General features: G+C 51.0%; 12 protein-coding genes. 9 read left to right on the forward strand and 3 right to left on the reverse strand.

Annotation, left to right across the window (positions count from 1 at the left end; all coding sequences use genetic code 11):
• Window positions 1-459: 459 nt before the first annotated feature.
• Window positions 460-1,842, forward strand: coding sequence for a hypothetical protein (locus VSX58_RS15750; RefSeq protein WP_327618915.1), 1,383 nt, complete (start codon window positions 460-462; stop codon window positions 1,840-1,842).
• A 153-nt stretch (window positions 1,843-1,995) separates the two neighbouring features.
• On the opposite strand, the gene VSX58_RS15755 is transcribed toward VSX58_RS15750, so the two are convergent.
• Entirely contained in the window at window positions 1,996-4,179 is a 2,184-nt protein-coding gene (locus VSX58_RS15755; RefSeq protein ID WP_327618916.1) for a hypothetical protein, read from the reverse strand.
• 954 nt (window positions 4,180-5,133) lie between these two features.
• Window positions 5,134-5,919 carry a helix-turn-helix transcriptional regulator gene (locus VSX58_RS15760; protein ID WP_327618917.1) on the reverse strand — a complete coding sequence of 262 codons (786 nt, stop codon included), beginning with the start codon at window positions 5,917-5,919 and terminating at the stop codon, window positions 5,134-5,136.
• A gap of 458 nt (window positions 5,920-6,377) precedes the next feature.
• Here VSX58_RS15760 and VSX58_RS15765 point away from each other — a divergent pair, with 458 nt between their 5' ends.
• The 5 genes from VSX58_RS15765 to VSX58_RS15785 are packed head-to-tail and all read left to right on the forward strand — an operon-like array spanning window position 6,378 to window position 11,177.
• Window positions 6,378-7,523: an ABC transporter ATP-binding protein gene (locus tag VSX58_RS15765; protein WP_327618918.1), complete on the forward strand. Its 1,146-nt coding sequence runs from the start codon at window positions 6,378-6,380 to the stop codon at window positions 7,521-7,523.
• Between the two features lie 25 nt (window positions 7,524-7,548).
• Window positions 7,549-8,703 (forward strand): ABC transporter substrate-binding protein, encoded by a 1,155-nt coding sequence (locus VSX58_RS15770; RefSeq protein WP_327618919.1) that lies wholly within the window; start codon window positions 7,549-7,551, stop codon window positions 8,701-8,703.
• A gap of 10 nt (window positions 8,704-8,713) precedes the next feature.
• Complete coding sequence (locus tag VSX58_RS15775; RefSeq protein ID WP_327618920.1) at window positions 8,714-9,571, forward strand: ABC transporter permease; 858 nt, start codon at window positions 8,714-8,716, stop codon at window positions 9,569-9,571.
• 14 nt (window positions 9,572-9,585) lie between these two features.
• Window positions 9,586-10,395: an ABC transporter permease gene (locus VSX58_RS15780; protein WP_327618921.1), complete on the forward strand. Its 810-nt coding sequence runs from the start codon at window positions 9,586-9,588 to the stop codon at window positions 10,393-10,395.
• Between the two features lie 17 nt (window positions 10,396-10,412).
• Complete coding sequence (locus VSX58_RS15785) at window positions 10,413-11,177, forward strand: SDR family NAD(P)-dependent oxidoreductase (protein ID WP_327618922.1); 765 nt, start codon at window positions 10,413-10,415, stop codon at window positions 11,175-11,177.
• A 61-nt stretch (window positions 11,178-11,238) separates the two neighbouring features.
• Here VSX58_RS15785 and VSX58_RS15790 read toward each other — a convergent pair whose 3' ends face one another.
• Complete coding sequence (locus VSX58_RS15790; protein WP_327618923.1) at window positions 11,239-12,138, reverse strand: LysR family transcriptional regulator; 900 nt, start codon at window positions 12,136-12,138, stop codon at window positions 11,239-11,241.
• A gap of 875 nt (window positions 12,139-13,013) precedes the next feature.
• Here VSX58_RS15790 and VSX58_RS15795 point away from each other — a divergent pair.
• From VSX58_RS15795 to VSX58_RS15805, 3 genes are read left to right on the forward strand one after another with little or no spacing between them, the layout of a single operon-like run.
• Window positions 13,014-14,636: an ABC transporter substrate-binding protein gene (locus VSX58_RS15795; RefSeq protein ID WP_327618924.1), complete on the forward strand. Its 1,623-nt coding sequence runs from the start codon at window positions 13,014-13,016 to the stop codon at window positions 14,634-14,636.
• Window positions 14,637-14,663: 27 nt separating this feature from the next.
• Window positions 14,664-15,608 (forward strand): ABC transporter permease, encoded by a 945-nt coding sequence (locus VSX58_RS15800; protein ID WP_327618925.1) that lies wholly within the window; start codon window positions 14,664-14,666, stop codon window positions 15,606-15,608.
• Window positions 15,608-16,480, forward strand: a complete 873-nt coding sequence (locus VSX58_RS15805; RefSeq protein ID WP_327618926.1) for an ABC transporter permease — start codon at window positions 15,608-15,610, stop codon at window positions 16,478-16,480. The genes VSX58_RS15800 and VSX58_RS15805 overlap by 1 nt, the downstream gene beginning before the upstream one ends.
• The last annotated feature ends 7 nt before the right edge of the window (window positions 16,481-16,487 follow it).

The following is a 16,487-nucleotide window of genomic DNA, read 5'->3' on the forward strand; positions in this document are numbered from 1 at the left end:
ATCAGTGCGTATGTAAAAAGCAGTTGCTTCACTAAGAGCAAAAAGGATGCAGCCCTAAGGCATTGGGATAAGGTAGCTACCATCGCCGCAGCGATCACCCGCAGACTGGTAGCGAGGCGGGTTGGGAGTCGACCACACAGGTTGGTCCTGCGCGTTGCCTTGAAGGTCGTGGCAACATGGGAATGCTGCGTGCAGCAGCGGTGTGACACTGACAATCTACTGCGCCAAAATCCGTATATCAAGAGGCTAACGCGCTGCGCTTGTTGGCTCCCTAACGGATTTCCATTCCATAGAAATCCGTTCAGGAGCGAGGGAGTCCACAAACAGTAAAACAAAAAAACTAAAAGATAGTGGTAAGTAAGGCTACTCAGTCATAAAATATATGTCATTAAGAAAAATATAATAATAAATAAAAACACAATAACATTAACGTTTTATTTTAAATTAAGAGAATACTCTATGAGCGCGACCAAAGAAGACCTAAAAGATTTTGAATTTATCATTTCAGAAGCCATTAGAATAAATAATGGCTTTGAGGAGGAAGGGGCTTTAGATTTTTTAAAAAAAGAATACAATAGAGAATATGGCACCATTGGTATGATTATAGACACACCAAACAATGGAGATAAAATAACTCTAAAAGTCCCTAGAAGACAAATTTATTTGTCATATTCATCCAATAATAGATTATTGGAGATCACACAAAGGAAAGTAAAATCATACAAGCTAGGGATGTTAGTTACTATATCAGAATTTAATCGTGACTTACGTGATGCATTATACAATCACCTTTTCATAGACAAAGGTGAGATTGATATGAAAGGATGTACAAAGATAATAAATAACGCGGTTAAGTTAGCAAAAAGAAAAATGACAAGTGAAGAATTTTATTTTCCCATTCTAGCTCATGGATTAGGGAAAAGAAAAGTGATTATTGGACCCGCAGAGATAATCCCAAGAGATGAAATTTTTGAATATGCAGAAAAGCATATAGAAATTACTGTCATTTCTGAAGCTAAAAAATTTTGCGATGCTCATACATTTCCCTTTGAGCATTTCTTAAAGGTAACGATAAGCAGGCGTTCTAAGGAGAGCAGAACACGATTCTCAAAACAAGTAGCGAATTTTATAGTTGGGATTTTACATTTGTTCAGTGAACATTATGGGATATCATCCGAGTTAATCTCTTTATCATTTAATCCATATCCAAACTATAATGGATTTTATTTTTCAAAGAAAGATATGGGTGATATTTCTTATAATTTCTCTAGTAAAGGAAGAATATTGTGGAGCGATGAATTTTGGATAAAATTCCAAGAAGACATCAGTGGAGATTTAGGTATTGTTTTACATGAGGTTATTAAACTAGCTACTGAACCCAAAGATGATTCAGTTATAACTGATAGACTTATAGATGCAATTTACATTTTTAGTAGCGCTCTTCAAGACAAAGATGAAAGTTCAAAATTAATCAAATTAGCAACAGCTCTAGAAAGACTGGTTAGTCTTTCAAGTGAAGATTACAATGATAAAATTGCTTTAAATTTTAGAAAACGTGTCGCTATATTAGTAAGTTCTTATCATGGTGAATTTGAAAAATGGTACATAATAGCACAGGAAATGTATAAAATTAGATCTACAATCGTTCATGGATCATGGTCCTTGTACAGAGATATAGAACCGTTATATGCCAGCAAATATAGTGGACTAACAAGTAAAGCAATATTATCTGCTTGTATAGGATTTTATCAACTTGGGTTTGAACGTAAAAATAACGATGAGATTTTAAAAAAATTCTATGATTTTCTTCAAAATGAAATTAAAACACCAAGAAATTGTTAAAATGTAACATACTCATTACCAACCACCAAGTTAAAATATAAAAAAGGCAATTACACATTTTTCATTACAGCCTCTAAAAGACGGCTGATAGCTAATCATTATGCAATGCATTTTTATCTAAAAACATTACGATAGAATTTAAAAATATAATCATTAATTAATACCTTTCAATATATCTATAACTTGTTCTTTAAATGCAAGAAAGAAGCCAATAATAGGAGAAATGAAGTTAACATAACCACTCTTCAATACTTTGTTAAGTACACATTGTTCATAACTAGAGTTTTTCTTTATAATTAACTTCATGCTTTGGATTGAGGAAAAAACTAATACTGTAGCTAAAAATCCTAGTAGAAGTAAATTATTTGCTTTGTCAAGGTTAAATTTTATACTTATCCATGGGGTTAAATAATGCCAAATAATCCAAGTCAAGATCAAAGGAATAAGTGTATGAAATAGAACTATTGCTATATATTTCCATCGTTCTATTTTTGATCTGGTTTTTAATTTATCCAATTCCCTTCTCTTTTTAAGATGTCGATTTTCTCTTTTCAATCTAATAATTTCGTTGTCCTGTCTCTTTTTATCTTTAACATCCTGCTTAGAAGTTTTCTCTTCAATTTTCACACTCTCAATGATTTCTTTATACTCTGCTATTTTTTGTTCTTTTTCATCTAACTCTTTTTTATACTCATTAGCTAAATCAGAAAATTTTGATTCAATTATAGAAATAATATTCTCATTGCTTTTATCGCCCTCTTTAATTTTATCTTTTAAAGCAGTGTCAGCTAATATGTGACTCAGAGTATCAACATCAATATCTTTAATATTATTATATGTGGAAAGTTTAGTTATTATTTCAAGTGTTATTTGCTCATCTTCTGCATTAAACTCACTAAAAAACAATGGCAAACGCATACTATCCATTATCCCTGACTCTAATTTTTCGCCTCTAGGGATCCAAAACTGGATTAACTGCAAAAAATTTGTTGGGTGTAATACTACAGGCAAATTAGATTTATTATACTTTCTCTTTACTTGATCAAATCTTATTAGTGACCAATCAAGGGTAACCCCCCAACAATTTTCATTTAATGGAGAGCTTGCAATTTTATCCCTATTATCTTGTATAGCATTCCAAAATATAATGTCATGTAAGATTGCTTCGTAACGTTTTCTCTCTGAGATTGGTTTATTTTTTTGATGTTCCTCTATTCTAATTAAATCATCAATAACAGATTGTTGGGTTGGATAATGTAAGGTGGGCCATTCAAGAATTTTTATATTTTTTGAATCTAAAAGTATAGATAACCCTTTAGTATAGGGTAAAAAATAAGCCTCAGGAGATAATGTTTCTTTATTTTTTTCACATTCTTCGAAAAATTTGGCGATAATACCATTTATTGATCCAGTTCTACGAACGGCAACCGAGAGATTAGGTGAAAATTTGAAGTTTTTTAATCGTTCTAATTGGTATGACAATACTGATTCAATCTCTTCAAGAGTTCTTCTTAGGACATAATACCGAATGGTTAACCCCCCTATTTTACCAGGCAATTCCAGAAGAGATTCAGCAGATTCATTCGATGGATTATCATGTAGTCCTAACACTGAAAAAACAAAATTAGTATCTAGAATTATTTTTATTTCCCTTTGCTTATTTACTTTATCAAGAGAATCTATTGTTGCCTTGCTTAGTTGTGTTGCCTCTACAAAAAAGTGTGCATTAAGGAGTCTCAGTATGTAATTTTTTGTAGATTGGTTACTTGGGCTTAAAAGTTCAGAAATACATCTTTTTAATGAAATATGGTTTTTTTCTGGGTATTTACTCAGGAAACTTCTTAGCCAATCGTGATCTCTGCGAAGAGATCCATCACGGAGAAATTTATAAGTATTTGCACCAATATTATGTATAGATTTTATTAATTCTTCTTTTAAAAAAAACCAGGCACTATCATAATCTATATCTAACCCACTTTCATTTAATGTTTTTTTAAAAAAAATTTCAGTATCTATTTCTTCTTGCTTTGCTTTTAATCTATTCTTAGATAAAAGTTGCAACTCTGTTTCTGAAAGTGAAAACCTATTATTTATTTTAATAATAGAGTGGCGTGATAAAAGATCATTTATCTGATCTTTAAAATTATCATCTGGAATGTATAATCCTAGGGTTTTATTTATTTTATCATGTACATATTCCAAAGATACAGGTTCCGGTTCATCACACAAAAAACCTTTAATAATTTGTCCAGTGGCCTTTTTCCACCATCCACTTTGGTTTAATTCAACATAATGAATCAATGACACTAATTCACTAGGTAATGGCTTAGCCACCATATTCCCCCCCGATATCATAAAAAAACAACCTCTCCTGTTTCCACAATACTATTGCATTACAACATCATTAAAACTGATACGTCAGCTTACAACACTATCTCACGTTAACTAAGCAGCTAATCGTTGCACATATACCTATACACCTAGGCCATACTAGTTCAGACATGAAACACCCTTTTTTGACACATTTTATATACAAAACGTACGTTCAGCGTACACCTGCTCAAAATAGCAGCCCTCAAGGAAAATGTCCTGAACTTTTGATATAAAAAATCATTATTTCCTAGAATATCCGATATCAATAATGAGCTATTGAAATAATTAATCTGCTAATCGAAGTATTTACATCACCCTTAGAGGTATTTAAAATAATATTTCTTGTAATCCCTCACACGACTAGGATTGTAGGCCTTATTTATATTGTGCAAGGATCAAAGAAACGGCAACTCGTGAAAAGCCGGAAACCTAGCAAAAACTCAAAACGCTCCCCCAAAACGGGTAGTACATCGGGTAGTAAACCGCCGCAATCACAGAAAAAATTCTACTAATAAGCTAATTTTTAATACTTTTATTTTATATTCAACAAACAGATCCAGAACATCGAATAACGTTTCACGCGATCTCGCGTTGTTTCACTAAGTCTCGAAAGGATAAAAAGGCCATTGTAAATCATGGCCTTTTTTGCTTTATATAGTCTTATGTCGTATCACTACAGCGCGTGTTTCAGGTGTCTTTAAGGTGTACTTATTCAGTTTTACGCACACTTCTTTAAGTACATCCCCTCTGGTAACGAGCGACATATGAGCAAATTGACCGATATACAGATCGGGCATGGATAAAAGCCGTGTACAAGAGCGCTTACATTAAAAGCCCGCTTCCCCAACGACACGAGTCTAAACGGGCAGCACATCGTGCTGTGACACTTGCCATGCCATGGCGAGAAAAGCGTTATTTTCACTCCAGCGCCGTCAGCGCGGTGATAAAGCGGGAAAACAGTTCGCCCTGCGAGCCGATGCGCAGTTTAACGTAGAGGTTGCGCTTGTGAATGCGCACCGTTCCCGGCGAGATGCCGAGCGCTTGGCTGGTCGCTTTGGCCGAGTATCCCTTGAGGATATACCCCACGATTTCCGCCTCGCGCGGCGTCAGCAGATTGGAGCCGATATTCTGGAAGGCCCTGTCGATCAAATCGACCAGCTTAGGTTCCTGCGAAGGAGACGGCCGCTCGGCGAATTGCTGCACCAAACTCCCCCAGTTGCGGCGCGCAGCGGCGTTGACGAACGGCAGCACATCGCGCAGTTTGCGAAACTCCCGGGCCGAGAACCGGCGGGATTCCCGCATGGCCGATATCACGACGCTCACCCCCTGGCCGGAGTTGACCATAAAGCCGATCTCCTCGGCCAGACCGGTCTGGATATAGTAATTACGGAAGTACTCGCCCTGATAGAAGCGGTCGGGGGCCAAATCGCGCAGCCTCACCAGGCAAGGCGCGGCGCAGGCGGCCGCATGACGAAAGAACCGGTCTAAAAGATAAGGACCGGCCTGATAGTCATCGACCATCACGCGGCGTTTTTTATCCGGGAAATCATCATGTAGCGCAAGGGGTTTGCGCCCTTCGTAATAGGCGAAAATCACCGTATATTCGAAAGGCACAACGGTGCGCAGCGCGTCGATCAAACTGGGGGCGAAATCCGGCGTGCCCAGGGAATCCACAACTTTAGCACTGCTCTCGACCCAATCCACCCAAGCCTGCTCCTTAACACGTTTTTCTGCCCATCAGACCGAACGATAAAACTAAAATATCTTGGTCCATCAATAAAATATTATTAATTCAGTCACGCTTAATTCTGTGCATAAGTCAAATATAAATAATTTATATTGTCGACGGATGCCTCGCGTAAAAATCGCCGTTCGTCATTTATATTTAGGCCATTTTCAGCCGCTTCCGGCTGCCTATTTTTCGGCATATTTTCCCCTCCCGCCACGTGAAATATGACGGATATAAATAGGAAATTCATATAGCAAATCATTGGCGAAGGCGCGCCCGGCGGCCCTTTCCGCCGTTCGCTCCCCCGGTTTTATTTGAAATGGCGGATCTCTATGCTTTTTGAGGTATATACACCCCTGCGGAAAATTCCTACTCTTTTTTTCGATAAAGAAATAAACCGTTTCTGACGCATTTGACGGGAGAAGAGGGATATATGACATATGCGACATACGCCACGCGCGCACCCGCTTTGCGTTCCGCCGATACCATCGCAGAATTCATTAACACCACCAAACGCTATGGTGATGTGCTGGCCGCGGACCAATTAAACTTACGCATCGCCAAAGGCGAATTTCTATCCTTTCTTGGGCCTTCCGGCTGCGGCAAAACCACGGCGCTCAGAATGCTGGCGGGATTCGAGATGCCGAGCGACGGCGATATTCTGATCGACGGCCGTGAAGTGGGCGATACGCCGGCCCATCACCGCCCGGTGAATATGGTCTTTCAGCACTATGCCCTTTTCCCTCACATGACGGTAGCGCAGAACGTCGCCTATGGCCTGCGCCAGCGCCGTCCGAAGATACCGCGCGCCGAGATCGACAAACGCGTCGGCCAGGCGCTGGAAACCGTCCGTCTGACGGAGTTCGGCGCGCGCCGCACCTGGCAAATGTCGGGCGGCCAGCAGCAGCGCGTGGCGTTGGCGCGCGCTATCGTCAACGAACCGAAAATTTTACTGCTCGATGAGCCGATGGCGGCGCTCGACGCCAGGCTGCGGGCGGAAATGCAGGTAGAGCTGCTCAGCCTGCAGCGCACGCTGGGCATCACGTTCATTCTCGTCACCCACGACCAGCAGGAGGCGCTGGCGATGTCGGACCGCATCTGCATCATGGGTAAAGGCCGCATCGCCCAAATCGGCACGCCGCGGGAGCTGTACGATCGCCCCGCCAACCGCTACGTCGCCGGCTTCATCGGGCGCGCGAACATTTTTGCCGGAAGCGTCTCCTCCGTTGCAGGCGGTATGGCGCAGGTGGCGCTGGATGCGGGCTTATCTGTCGTGGTGGAGACAATAGCGCCGACCAGCGCCGGTCAAAGGGTCGAGGTCGCCGTGCGCCCCGAGGCGTTGCGCCTGACGTCCCAGATCTCTGCGGCGCCCAGAGAGTCGAGCGTCATATCCGCCACCGTCTTGCAACGCATCTTTCTCGGCGAACATATCGAATTCCTGCTTAGCCATCCTGAACTCGGCAACGTGCTGGTGATGGTGCCGAGGCAGGCGGAAAAAGCGCTGTGCGACGCCGATGTGGGCAGCCTGATCCACGTTGTCTGGGAGCACGGAACGGGCCTGATCCTGGGCCAGGATTGACCTTCTCCAATACAGGAGCACCACCATGAAAGACGATAACAAGCCAATCAGCCGGCAGAAGTTTATGGAACAGCTGCGCCGCTATCAAAAGGGATCGATCTCGCGCCGCCATTTTTTGGGCATTACCGGGCTGGGCACCGCGATGGCAGTAATGGGGACCGCGATGCCCTCGCTGCTGTTCGGCCGCGCCGAAGCCGCCCAGTTGGGCAATCGCGTCGTATTGGCCACCTGGCCGAACTACCACGATCCGGCCAATTTCGATATCTTCGCCAAACAATCGGGCGTGCGGACGCTGGTCAATGTCTTCGGTTCGAACGAAGAAATGCTGGCCAAACTGCAGGCGGGCGGCAGCGGCTGGGACGTGTTCGTGCCGACCAACTACACGATTTCGACCTATGTCGAGGCCGGCCTGATCGAGCCGCTGGATCTGTCCAAACTGCCGAACTATAGCCCCGCGGCCTTTGACAAACGCTTCTCTGAAGCGGGCATGGTCGACGGTAAGCTTTATGCCGTGCCGAAGAACTGGGGCACCACCGGCATGGCATGGGACAGCACCAAGAGCGAGACGCCGCTGACCAGTTGGAAAATGTTCTTTGACCTGACGCGCGATCGCTTTTCCGGCCGGACCATCGTGCATGACTATCAGCTGACGACGATCGGCAACGCGCTGAAATACTACGGCTACTCCTTTAATTCCATCGATGCGAAAGAGCTGGCCGACGCGGAGAAGCTGCTGCTGGAGATCAAGCCGCACCTGTTCGCCATCACTTCCGACTACCAACCGCCGATGCGCAACGGCGACGCCTGGCTGACGATGTGCTGGACCGGCGAAGGGAAGCAGATGAACCGCGACATGTCTGAAATACATTTTGCGCTGGGCGCGGACGGGGGAGAAATTTGGTCGGACTATTACGCCGTGCCGAAGAGCGCGCCGCACCGGGACGCGGCCTATGCGCTGATCAATTTCCTTCTCGACCCGCAGGTCAACGCGCGCGAAGCGATGGCGCACGGTTTTCCGGTGGCCGACTCGCGGGTGAACGCGCTGCTGCCGCAGGAGATGCTGGAAGATCCCATCCTATACCCGGCGGCGGATCTATTGAACGCGCTGGAGTTCGGCACCGCGGTAACCTTGACCAACCCCGATCGGGCGGAACTGATGGCCCGCTTCAAGTCGGCGTAAAGGAGCAAGCATGGTCATTTCGAGAAGGCAGGCGCGCTGGCTGCTGCTCAGCCCCGCCGCACTGTGGTATGTGGCGCTGCTGCTGCTGCCGCTGATTGTCGTGCTGATCTACTCCTTCGGCGAACGGGGCGCCGCCGGCGGCTACGCGCCGGGGTTCACGCTGGAGCAGTACGCCAATCTGCCTTCGCGGTGGACGGCGTTCAGCAATACGCTGACGCTGGCGCCGGTCGGCATGATCGCGGCGTTAGTCATCGCCTATCCGCTCGCCTATTTTCTGGCGGTTCGCGTCGGGCCTAAATGGAAAACGCTGCTGCTGGTGCTGGTCATCGTACCGTTTTGGACCTCAATCCTGATCCGCAGCTACGCCTGGATCTTTCTGCTGGGCGGACGCGGGATCCCGCAGCTACTGCACGATCTGGGGCTGGGCGACGTGCGTCTGCTGAATACCCCTTGCGCGGTGTTGATCGGCATCGTTTACGGCTATTTGCCGCTCATGGTGTTCCCCATCTACGTCAGCCTCGAAAAGCTGGACAAACGGCTGCTGGAAGCGGCCGGCGATCTGGGCGCCCCGCCGTGGCGCCGCTTCTGGCAGGTGACGGTGCCGCTGTCGCTGCCCGGCGTCGCGACCGGCTCGATGCTGGTGTTCATTCTGCTGATGGGCGAATACCTGATCCCGCAGATGTTGGGCGGCGGCAAAGTGTTTTTCGTCGGCAACGCGCTGGTGGACCTGTTCCTGCAGTCGCGCAACTGGGCCTTCGGCTCCGCCGTTTCGATGACGCTGGTGGCCATCATGCTGGTGGTGGTGGCGCTTTACATGCGCCTGCTGCGTCGGATCGGCGCGGCGCGTGAAAATGTGGGTTTGATTTAAGGCGGAGAGCAGAGATGAGAATGTACGCACTGGCAATCTATGCCTTCCTCTATTTACCGATCGGTATCATCGCGCTGTTCAGCTTCTCGGCCGGTCGCAGCGCCAGCCAGATGCAGGGGTTTTCCCTGCAGTGGTACGGCAAGGCGCTGTCCAACCCCTTCGTGATGGATGCGCTGAAAACCTCGGCCTCCGTCGCGCTGCTCTCGGCGCTGCTGGCGAGTCTATTCGGCACCATGGCGGCGCTGGCCCTGACGGGCATGAAAGGGCGCATACGGCTGCTGTTCGATGCCATGATCTATATTGCGGTGATGATCCCCGGCATTGTGATCGGCATCGCCACGCTGATCGCGCTGGTTTCGGTCTTCGATACGGTTAACCCGCTGCTGGAGGCGCTGCTCGGGGTGCGGCTGTCGATGGGCTATCACTCGCTGATCGCGGCGCACACGCTGTTCACCATGTCGCTGGTCATCATTCTGGTGCGCGCACGCATCGAAGGCATGGATATTTCGCTGCTTGAGGCCTCGGGCGATCTGGGCGCCGGGCCGGTCGCCACCCTGCGCCAGGTCACCCTGCCGCTGCTGGCGCCCGCCATTTTTGCCGGGTTTCTGCTGAGTTTCACCTTCAGTTTCGACGATTTCATCATCGCCTTCTTCGTGGCGGGCTCCGAAACCACGCTGCCGATTTATATCTTTTCCTCGATCCGGCGCGGCGTGACGCCGGAAATCAACGCTATCGGCACGATGGTGATGGGCGTATCGCTACTGGTGCTGGTAGTCGCGCAACTGACGCTACGGCGCGGGGATCGTCCCGCTGCCGGGCGCTGACCGAAAGGAAGGTAAAAATGACGGGTTGTTTAACGGGGCGCATCGCCCTGATCACCGGCGCTGGCTCCGGCATCGGCCGGGCGGGCGCCGCCGCGATGGCGGCCGAAGGGGCCTATGTCGTCGTCACCGATTTACGCGCCGAGCTGGCGCGCGAAACCGTCGGCGAGATTGCGGCGGCGGGCGGACGGGCCGAGTCGTGGGCGCTGGATGTGCGCGACGACGCGGCGATCGCCGCCACCGTCGCCAGGGTGCTGCGCACCCACGGCCGGCTCGATGTTCTGCATTCGCACGCCGGCATCCAGATTGGCGGCCGGCTGGAGGATGTCACCCCGCAGCAGATGGATATGGCCTGGGCGCTGAACGTGCGCGCGCACTTCGTCGCGGCGCGCGAGGTGCTTGCCCCAATGCGCGCCCAGGGCGGCGGGTCGGTCATTATTACCGCCTCCAACTCCGGTCTGCAGTACGATCGGGCCATGATCTCCTACGCCACCACCAAACACGCGGCCGTGGCCATGGTGCGCCAGATGGCGGCCGACTACGCGCGCGAAAATATTCGTTTCAACGCGCTGTGCCCCGGTTTTGTCGATACCCCGTTCAACGCGGGCTTCGAAAGCCAGATGGGCGGACGCAAAGCGCTGGAGCGCTATGTTTCCGATACCATCCCGATGGGTCGCTGGGCCAGCCCGCAAGAGATTGCCGACGGCATCGTCTATCTGGCGTCGAACCGCTCATCCTTCGTCACCGGAATGGCGCTGGCGATCGACGGCGGGGAAATATTGTAGCCCGACGGCGCGTCCACGCGCCGCCACTATTCTCATCGCGCAGGGGCGCGCATACATCAGGCTAAATCGAACAATCCGCCATAATCTGCGCCAACATACTCTGGCAGGTCTTGATGGCGATGGATGCCGTTCTTTGCCGAGGCAAACAGAGATCGACCCGCACGCGCTCAATCAGCGGGTCGAGCAGCGGCACGGCGGCCAGGCCGTCGCCCAGATCGCGCTCCTGACGCGCGGCCTGCGGCAGAACCAGCAGCGCAATACCGGTTCGGGCCAGGCACTTCTGCACTTCCACCGAGCTGGTGGTATAGGCGACGTTAAGCTGCACGCCCTCTTTTCTGGCGGCGGCTTCGATGATCTGCCGGGTGGAGAAGGTGGAATTGGGAATCGCCAGCGGCTGTCCGGCCAGATCCTTGATGGTGATGGAATGACGTTCGGTAAACGGATGCCCCTGCGGCACCAGGATCCGGTGCCATAAATCACAGTGGTGGGTCACTTCAATTTCAGCGCACGGCGGCATGTAGAAGGCCAGGCCGATATCCGCCTCCCCGGCGCGAAACGCATCCGCGATGCGCGGCGCGCTGCCGGTTTCGATCTGAAACTGCACCTTGGGATAGCGCTGGGAAAATTGCGCCAGCGCCGGCGCCAGGATGCCGGAGATTAAGCCCTCGCTGACGAACATGCGGATGGTTCCCGCCACCACGCCCTGGCTGTTGGCGATATGCTCCTTCACATGATCCAGCTCGCGCAATGTGGCATTGATGGCCTGCGCCAAAAATTCGCCCTCCCGCGTTAACCGGATGCCGCGCGGATTTCTTTCAATCAGCGACGCGCCATAAAAATGCTCCAACTGCTCAATCTGGCGGCTGACCGCGCTGGGCGTCACGTAGAGTCGGGTGGCCGCTTTACGTAACGAAACGCATTGCGCGACTTCATTAAAATATCGTAATGCCCTGAGTTGCATGACGGCTCCTGAAAGTAACGACATAATTCTGTATTTTCAGTAATAAGCATGAGCAATAAGCATGCCATTCCCCAATAGTCTCCCTTCTCTTTCAAGCCGCCGGCGCAGGCAGGCCGAACGCCGTAAATCTATTGGCCGATCTTCTCTTATTCCGATTCAGGGTTTTTCATGACGCTCTTTTAAAAGAAAATTAAATCCCATGTAAGACAGTCTATTTTCTTATGGTTAACAAAACGGAAATCGCGCCGCTGATTTGCACTATGCCAGTGCAAGTTAGCGAGAGCGATAAGTGCATGCTCCAACGGCGCAGAATAAAAAATTTGGCGTAAGCGATATCGCCAACCAATTATTAATTAAAAACATCGATTTACTATAAAAATAATCTGCATAAGCAATAATAGTATTTCTTGTCAGGCTGCACTACTATGCGGCACGACCCCGACGAACCGCCTTATTGGCTACCTTTTTCCTGCACAGGATTGCGGATAAAAATAATAACCATTTGATAAATATAGATAATAAATTCATACCTTGTTTGGCGAAGATAAATCGGCGTCTACTTTTTATCGACACTGAGTCGCTGATGTTGTGATAGCTTCATGAGGCATACTTTTGTAGTGTTTTTAATAGCGAAAGAGGACTGTTATTTTATTAATGCCGTGATATTTCAATAATGCTTTTTACTTTCAATTCCACTTAATGCCATAGCCAGCTATACCCAATAGATTTCAAGTCGCGGAACGAAAATACCCAAGCGTTTTTACGCAGCGCTTGCGCCGACCCCGCGGGAGTAACCCCCATGAATGGGGCGGGCAATAAAGCCGACGCACATGCAGCTTGAAGTATGAAGGGTATAGATAACATCGGGGATACTTATGAAACTCATGACGGTTAAAAATGCATTTATCGATAAAATCTCTGCCAGAATAATCTCTCGTCGAATAATGTGCGGCCTGCTGGCGACGTTTTTCAGCCTATCGTCTTTCGCCGCAACGCCCGCCGACGTATTGAAAATCATCCCCAGCAGCAACCTGGTATCGCTCGACCCCATATGGACCACCGCCAACGTGACCCGTAATCATGGCTACATGATTTACGACACCCTGTTCGGCACCGATATCGACGGCAACATCAAGCCGCAGATGGTCGATAGCTGGAAAGTATCGGACGATAGCCTGACCTGGACATTCGTGCTGCGCGACGGGCTGAAATTCAGCGACGGCACGCCGGTAACCAGCGATGACGTAATCCCCTCCCTGCAGCGCTGGTCTACGCGCGACAGCTTCGGCGGCGCGCTGGCGGCGTTTATCGATCGCTATCAGGCGGTGGATGCGAAAACCTTTACCATCACTCTGAAAGAGCCCTTCGGCATGATGCTGGAGGCGCTGGGCAAGCCCTCCTCCAACGTACCGTTTATTATGCCGAAGGCGGCCGCCCAAACATCCGGCGATGTGCAGATCCGCAGCACCGTCGGCTCCGGCCCCTATATGTTCAAGGCCGACGAGTTTAAATCCGGCGAGCGGGTGGTCTACGTTAAAAACCCCTACTACGTACCGCGCGATGAGCCGCCTTCCGGCACCGCCGGCGGGAAAAAAGTCTACATCGACCGCGTAGAGTGGCTCATCATCCGCGATCCGCAGACGCAATATAACGCCTTGGTCAACGGCGAGGCCGATATTCTGGAACAGCCGGCGTTTGAGCAGATCCCTTCGCTGGGCAAAACCCCCAATATCAATTTGGTCAAGGCGCAGCCGATAGGGATGCTGCAAATCATCCGCTTTAATTTCCTGCAGCCGCCGTTCAACGATGTGCGTATTCGCCGCGCCGCCATGTTGGCCCTGGGCGAACAGCAGATGCTGCGCGTGCAGATCGGCGTGCCGGAACTGCAAAAATTCTGCAAAAGCATGTATCCCTGCGGCACCGCCTTCGCCTCGGACGAAACCGGCGAATTTACCGGCGTCGCCAATCCGCAAAAAGCCAAGGCGCTGCTGCAAGAGGCCGGCTACCGGGGTCAACCCATCGTGTTGATGCGCCCCACCGACTCCCCGACCATCGCCAAGCTGCCGCTGGTCGCCAAACAGCAGCTTGAACAGGCCGGCTTCAAAGTCGATTTGCAGAATATGGACTGGCAGACCCTGGTGGCCCGGCGCGCCAAAAAAGACGCGCCTTCGGCCGGCGGCTGGAATGCGTTTATGACCGCCTGGGCGGCGGAGGATGTGCTCAACCCGCTAACCATGGCGATGATGAACGCGCGCGGAGAAAAAGGCTGGTTCGGCTGGCAGGACGACCCGGAGCTGGAAGCCATGAAGGCGCGCTTCGCCCGCGCCATGGACGCCGGGGAGAAGAAAAAGCTCGCCGCGCAAATTCAGCTGCGCGCCTTTGAAACCGTCACCCATGTGCCGCTGGGCCAATACGAGCTGCGGGCGGCCGTTCGGGCCAACGTGACCGGCCTGGTCTCTTCCGGGGCGCAGGTGTACTGGAATATTCGTAAACAGTGACCCCGACGGCCGCAGCGAGGAACGAGTATGTTGACATTTACCGGCAAACGCCTGCTGGCGACGCTACCCGTCTTACTGGTGGTGGCGATCGCCATCTTTATGATCGTCCGGCTGATTCCCGGCGACCCCGCCGCGGTCATCGGCGGCAATAGCGCCACCAGCGAGGATATTGACCGCATCCGCGAGCAGCTGGGTCTGACCCTGCCGCTGTGGAAGCAGTTCGCCATCTGGGCGCAGGGCGTGCTGCATGGCGATTTCGGCTACTCCTTTTTCATGAATCAGCCGGTGACTTCGCTGCTGATGCAGCGGATGGAGCCCACCCTGTCGCTGACGTTCGGCACGCTGCTGTTCACCGTGCTGATCGCGCTGCCGCTGGGGGCGCTGGCGGCGTGGCGCATGGGGGGCTGGCTGGATCGCTGCGTGATGTCCTGTTCCGTGGTCGGCTTCTCCATACCGGTGTTCGTGATCGGCTATCTGCTGATCTATGCGCTGGCGCTCAAGCTGCAATGGCTGCCGGTGCAGGGCTATAACCCGCTGTCCAAGGGCTTCCTCCCGTGGTTGAACAACCTGATTCTCCCCTGCCTTACGCTGTCGGTGACCTATGTGGCGCTGCTCGCCAGGGTAACGCGCGCCGCGGTCAGCGAAGCGTTGACCGAGGACTTTATCCGCACCGCGCGCGCCAAAGGCATCACCGAGCTACAGGTGCTCAGGCATCACGCGCTCAGAGTCGCCGCGGTGCCGGTGGCGACGGTGATCGGCGTCAGCGCCGCCCTGCTGCTGGGCGGCGTGGTGGTGACGGAAACGGTTTTCGCCATTCCCGGCCTGGGACAGCTTACGGTGGACGCCGTGCTCAACCGCGACTTCCCGGTATTGCAGGGCGTGGTTCTGTTCTTCGCCGTAACCTATATCCTGCTGAATTTCCTGATAGATCTGAGCTATCTGTTGTTGGACCCACGCATTCGGGATGAATAATGAATACAGCGAAACGACTCTGGCGTAATACCTCGGTAAAAATCGGCGCGCTGACGTTGCTGGCGCTGGCCATGATGGGGATCGGCGCGCCCTGGCTCGGCACGTTCGACCCCAGCGTGATGGACATGAATTTTATCTCCGTCGGCGCAGGCGTCAGCGGACAGGTTACTCTGCTGGACGGCACGCAAATCGCGCATACGTTCTGGATGGGCAGCGACAGCCTGGGACGCGATATCTGGAGCCGCGTACTTTACGGCACGCGAGTTTCTCTGTCCGTCGGCCTGCTGACCGCGCTGGCCGCCATTCTGGCCGGCTGCCTGCTGGGCATGTTGGCGGGCTATTTCCCGGCGCTGGATATGCTGCTGATGCGCATTATGGACGGGCTGATGGCGATTCCCTCGGTGCTAGTGGCCATTACGCTGGTGGCGATGTTCGGCGGCAATCTGACCACCGTCATCATCGCCATCGCGGTGCCTGAAGTGCCCCGGGTTACGCGGCTGGTGCGCTCGCTGGTGCTAAGCCTGCGCCAGGAGGCGTTCGTCGAGGCGGCGCGCGCGCTGGCGACCAGCAACCTGATGATCCTGTGGCGCGATATTTTACCCAACGCCATGGCGCCCCTGATTGTTCAGGGAACCTTTGTGGCGGCGTCGGCGGTGCTGACCGAGGCCATTCTCAGCTTTCTCGGCCTGGGCCTGCCCTCCGACATTCCCACCTGGGGGAACATTATGGCCGAAGGCCGCGTGATGTTCTCGCAAAGCCCGGGGGACGTGCTGTTCCCCGCGCTATTCCTGGTTCCCTCGGTACTGGCCATCAACCTGCTCGGCGACGGCCTGCGCGATGTCCTCGATCCCAAATTCTCAAAACGGCTGTAGGGGGAGT

The organism is Brenneria populi, from assembly GCF_036016195.1.
In the GTDB taxonomy this organism is placed as follows: domain Bacteria; phylum Pseudomonadota; class Gammaproteobacteria; order Enterobacterales; family Enterobacteriaceae; genus Brenneria; species Brenneria populi.

Excerpts from the sequence above, each read along its gene's own strand:
- VSX58_RS15750 (WP_327618915.1), top strand. The coding sequence starts at position 460 with ATGAGCGCGACCAAAGAAGACCTAAAAGATTTTGAATTTATCATTTCA.
- VSX58_RS15755 (WP_327618916.1), bottom strand. The coding sequence starts at position 4,179 with ATGGTGGCTAAGCCATTACCTAGTGAATTAGTGTCATTGATTCATTAT.
- VSX58_RS15765 (WP_327618918.1), top strand. The coding sequence starts at position 6,378 with ATGACATATGCGACATACGCCACGCGCGCACCCGCTTTGCGTTCCGCC.
- VSX58_RS15770 (WP_327618919.1), top strand. The coding sequence starts at position 7,549 with ATGAAAGACGATAACAAGCCAATCAGCCGGCAGAAGTTTATGGAACAG.
- VSX58_RS15775 (WP_327618920.1), top strand. The coding sequence starts at position 8,714 with ATGGTCATTTCGAGAAGGCAGGCGCGCTGGCTGCTGCTCAGCCCCGCC.
- VSX58_RS15780 (WP_327618921.1), top strand. The coding sequence starts at position 9,586 with ATGAGAATGTACGCACTGGCAATCTATGCCTTCCTCTATTTACCGATC.
- VSX58_RS15785 (WP_327618922.1), top strand. The coding sequence starts at position 10,413 with ATGACGGGTTGTTTAACGGGGCGCATCGCCCTGATCACCGGCGCTGGC.
- VSX58_RS15790 (WP_327618923.1), bottom strand. The coding sequence starts at position 12,138 with ATGCAACTCAGGGCATTACGATATTTTAATGAAGTCGCGCAATGCGTT.
- VSX58_RS15795 (WP_327618924.1), top strand. The coding sequence starts at position 13,014 with ATGAAACTCATGACGGTTAAAAATGCATTTATCGATAAAATCTCTGCC.
- VSX58_RS15800 (WP_327618925.1), top strand. The coding sequence starts at position 14,664 with ATGTTGACATTTACCGGCAAACGCCTGCTGGCGACGCTACCCGTCTTA.
- VSX58_RS15805 (WP_327618926.1), top strand. The coding sequence starts at position 15,608 with ATGAATACAGCGAAACGACTCTGGCGTAATACCTCGGTAAAAATCGGC.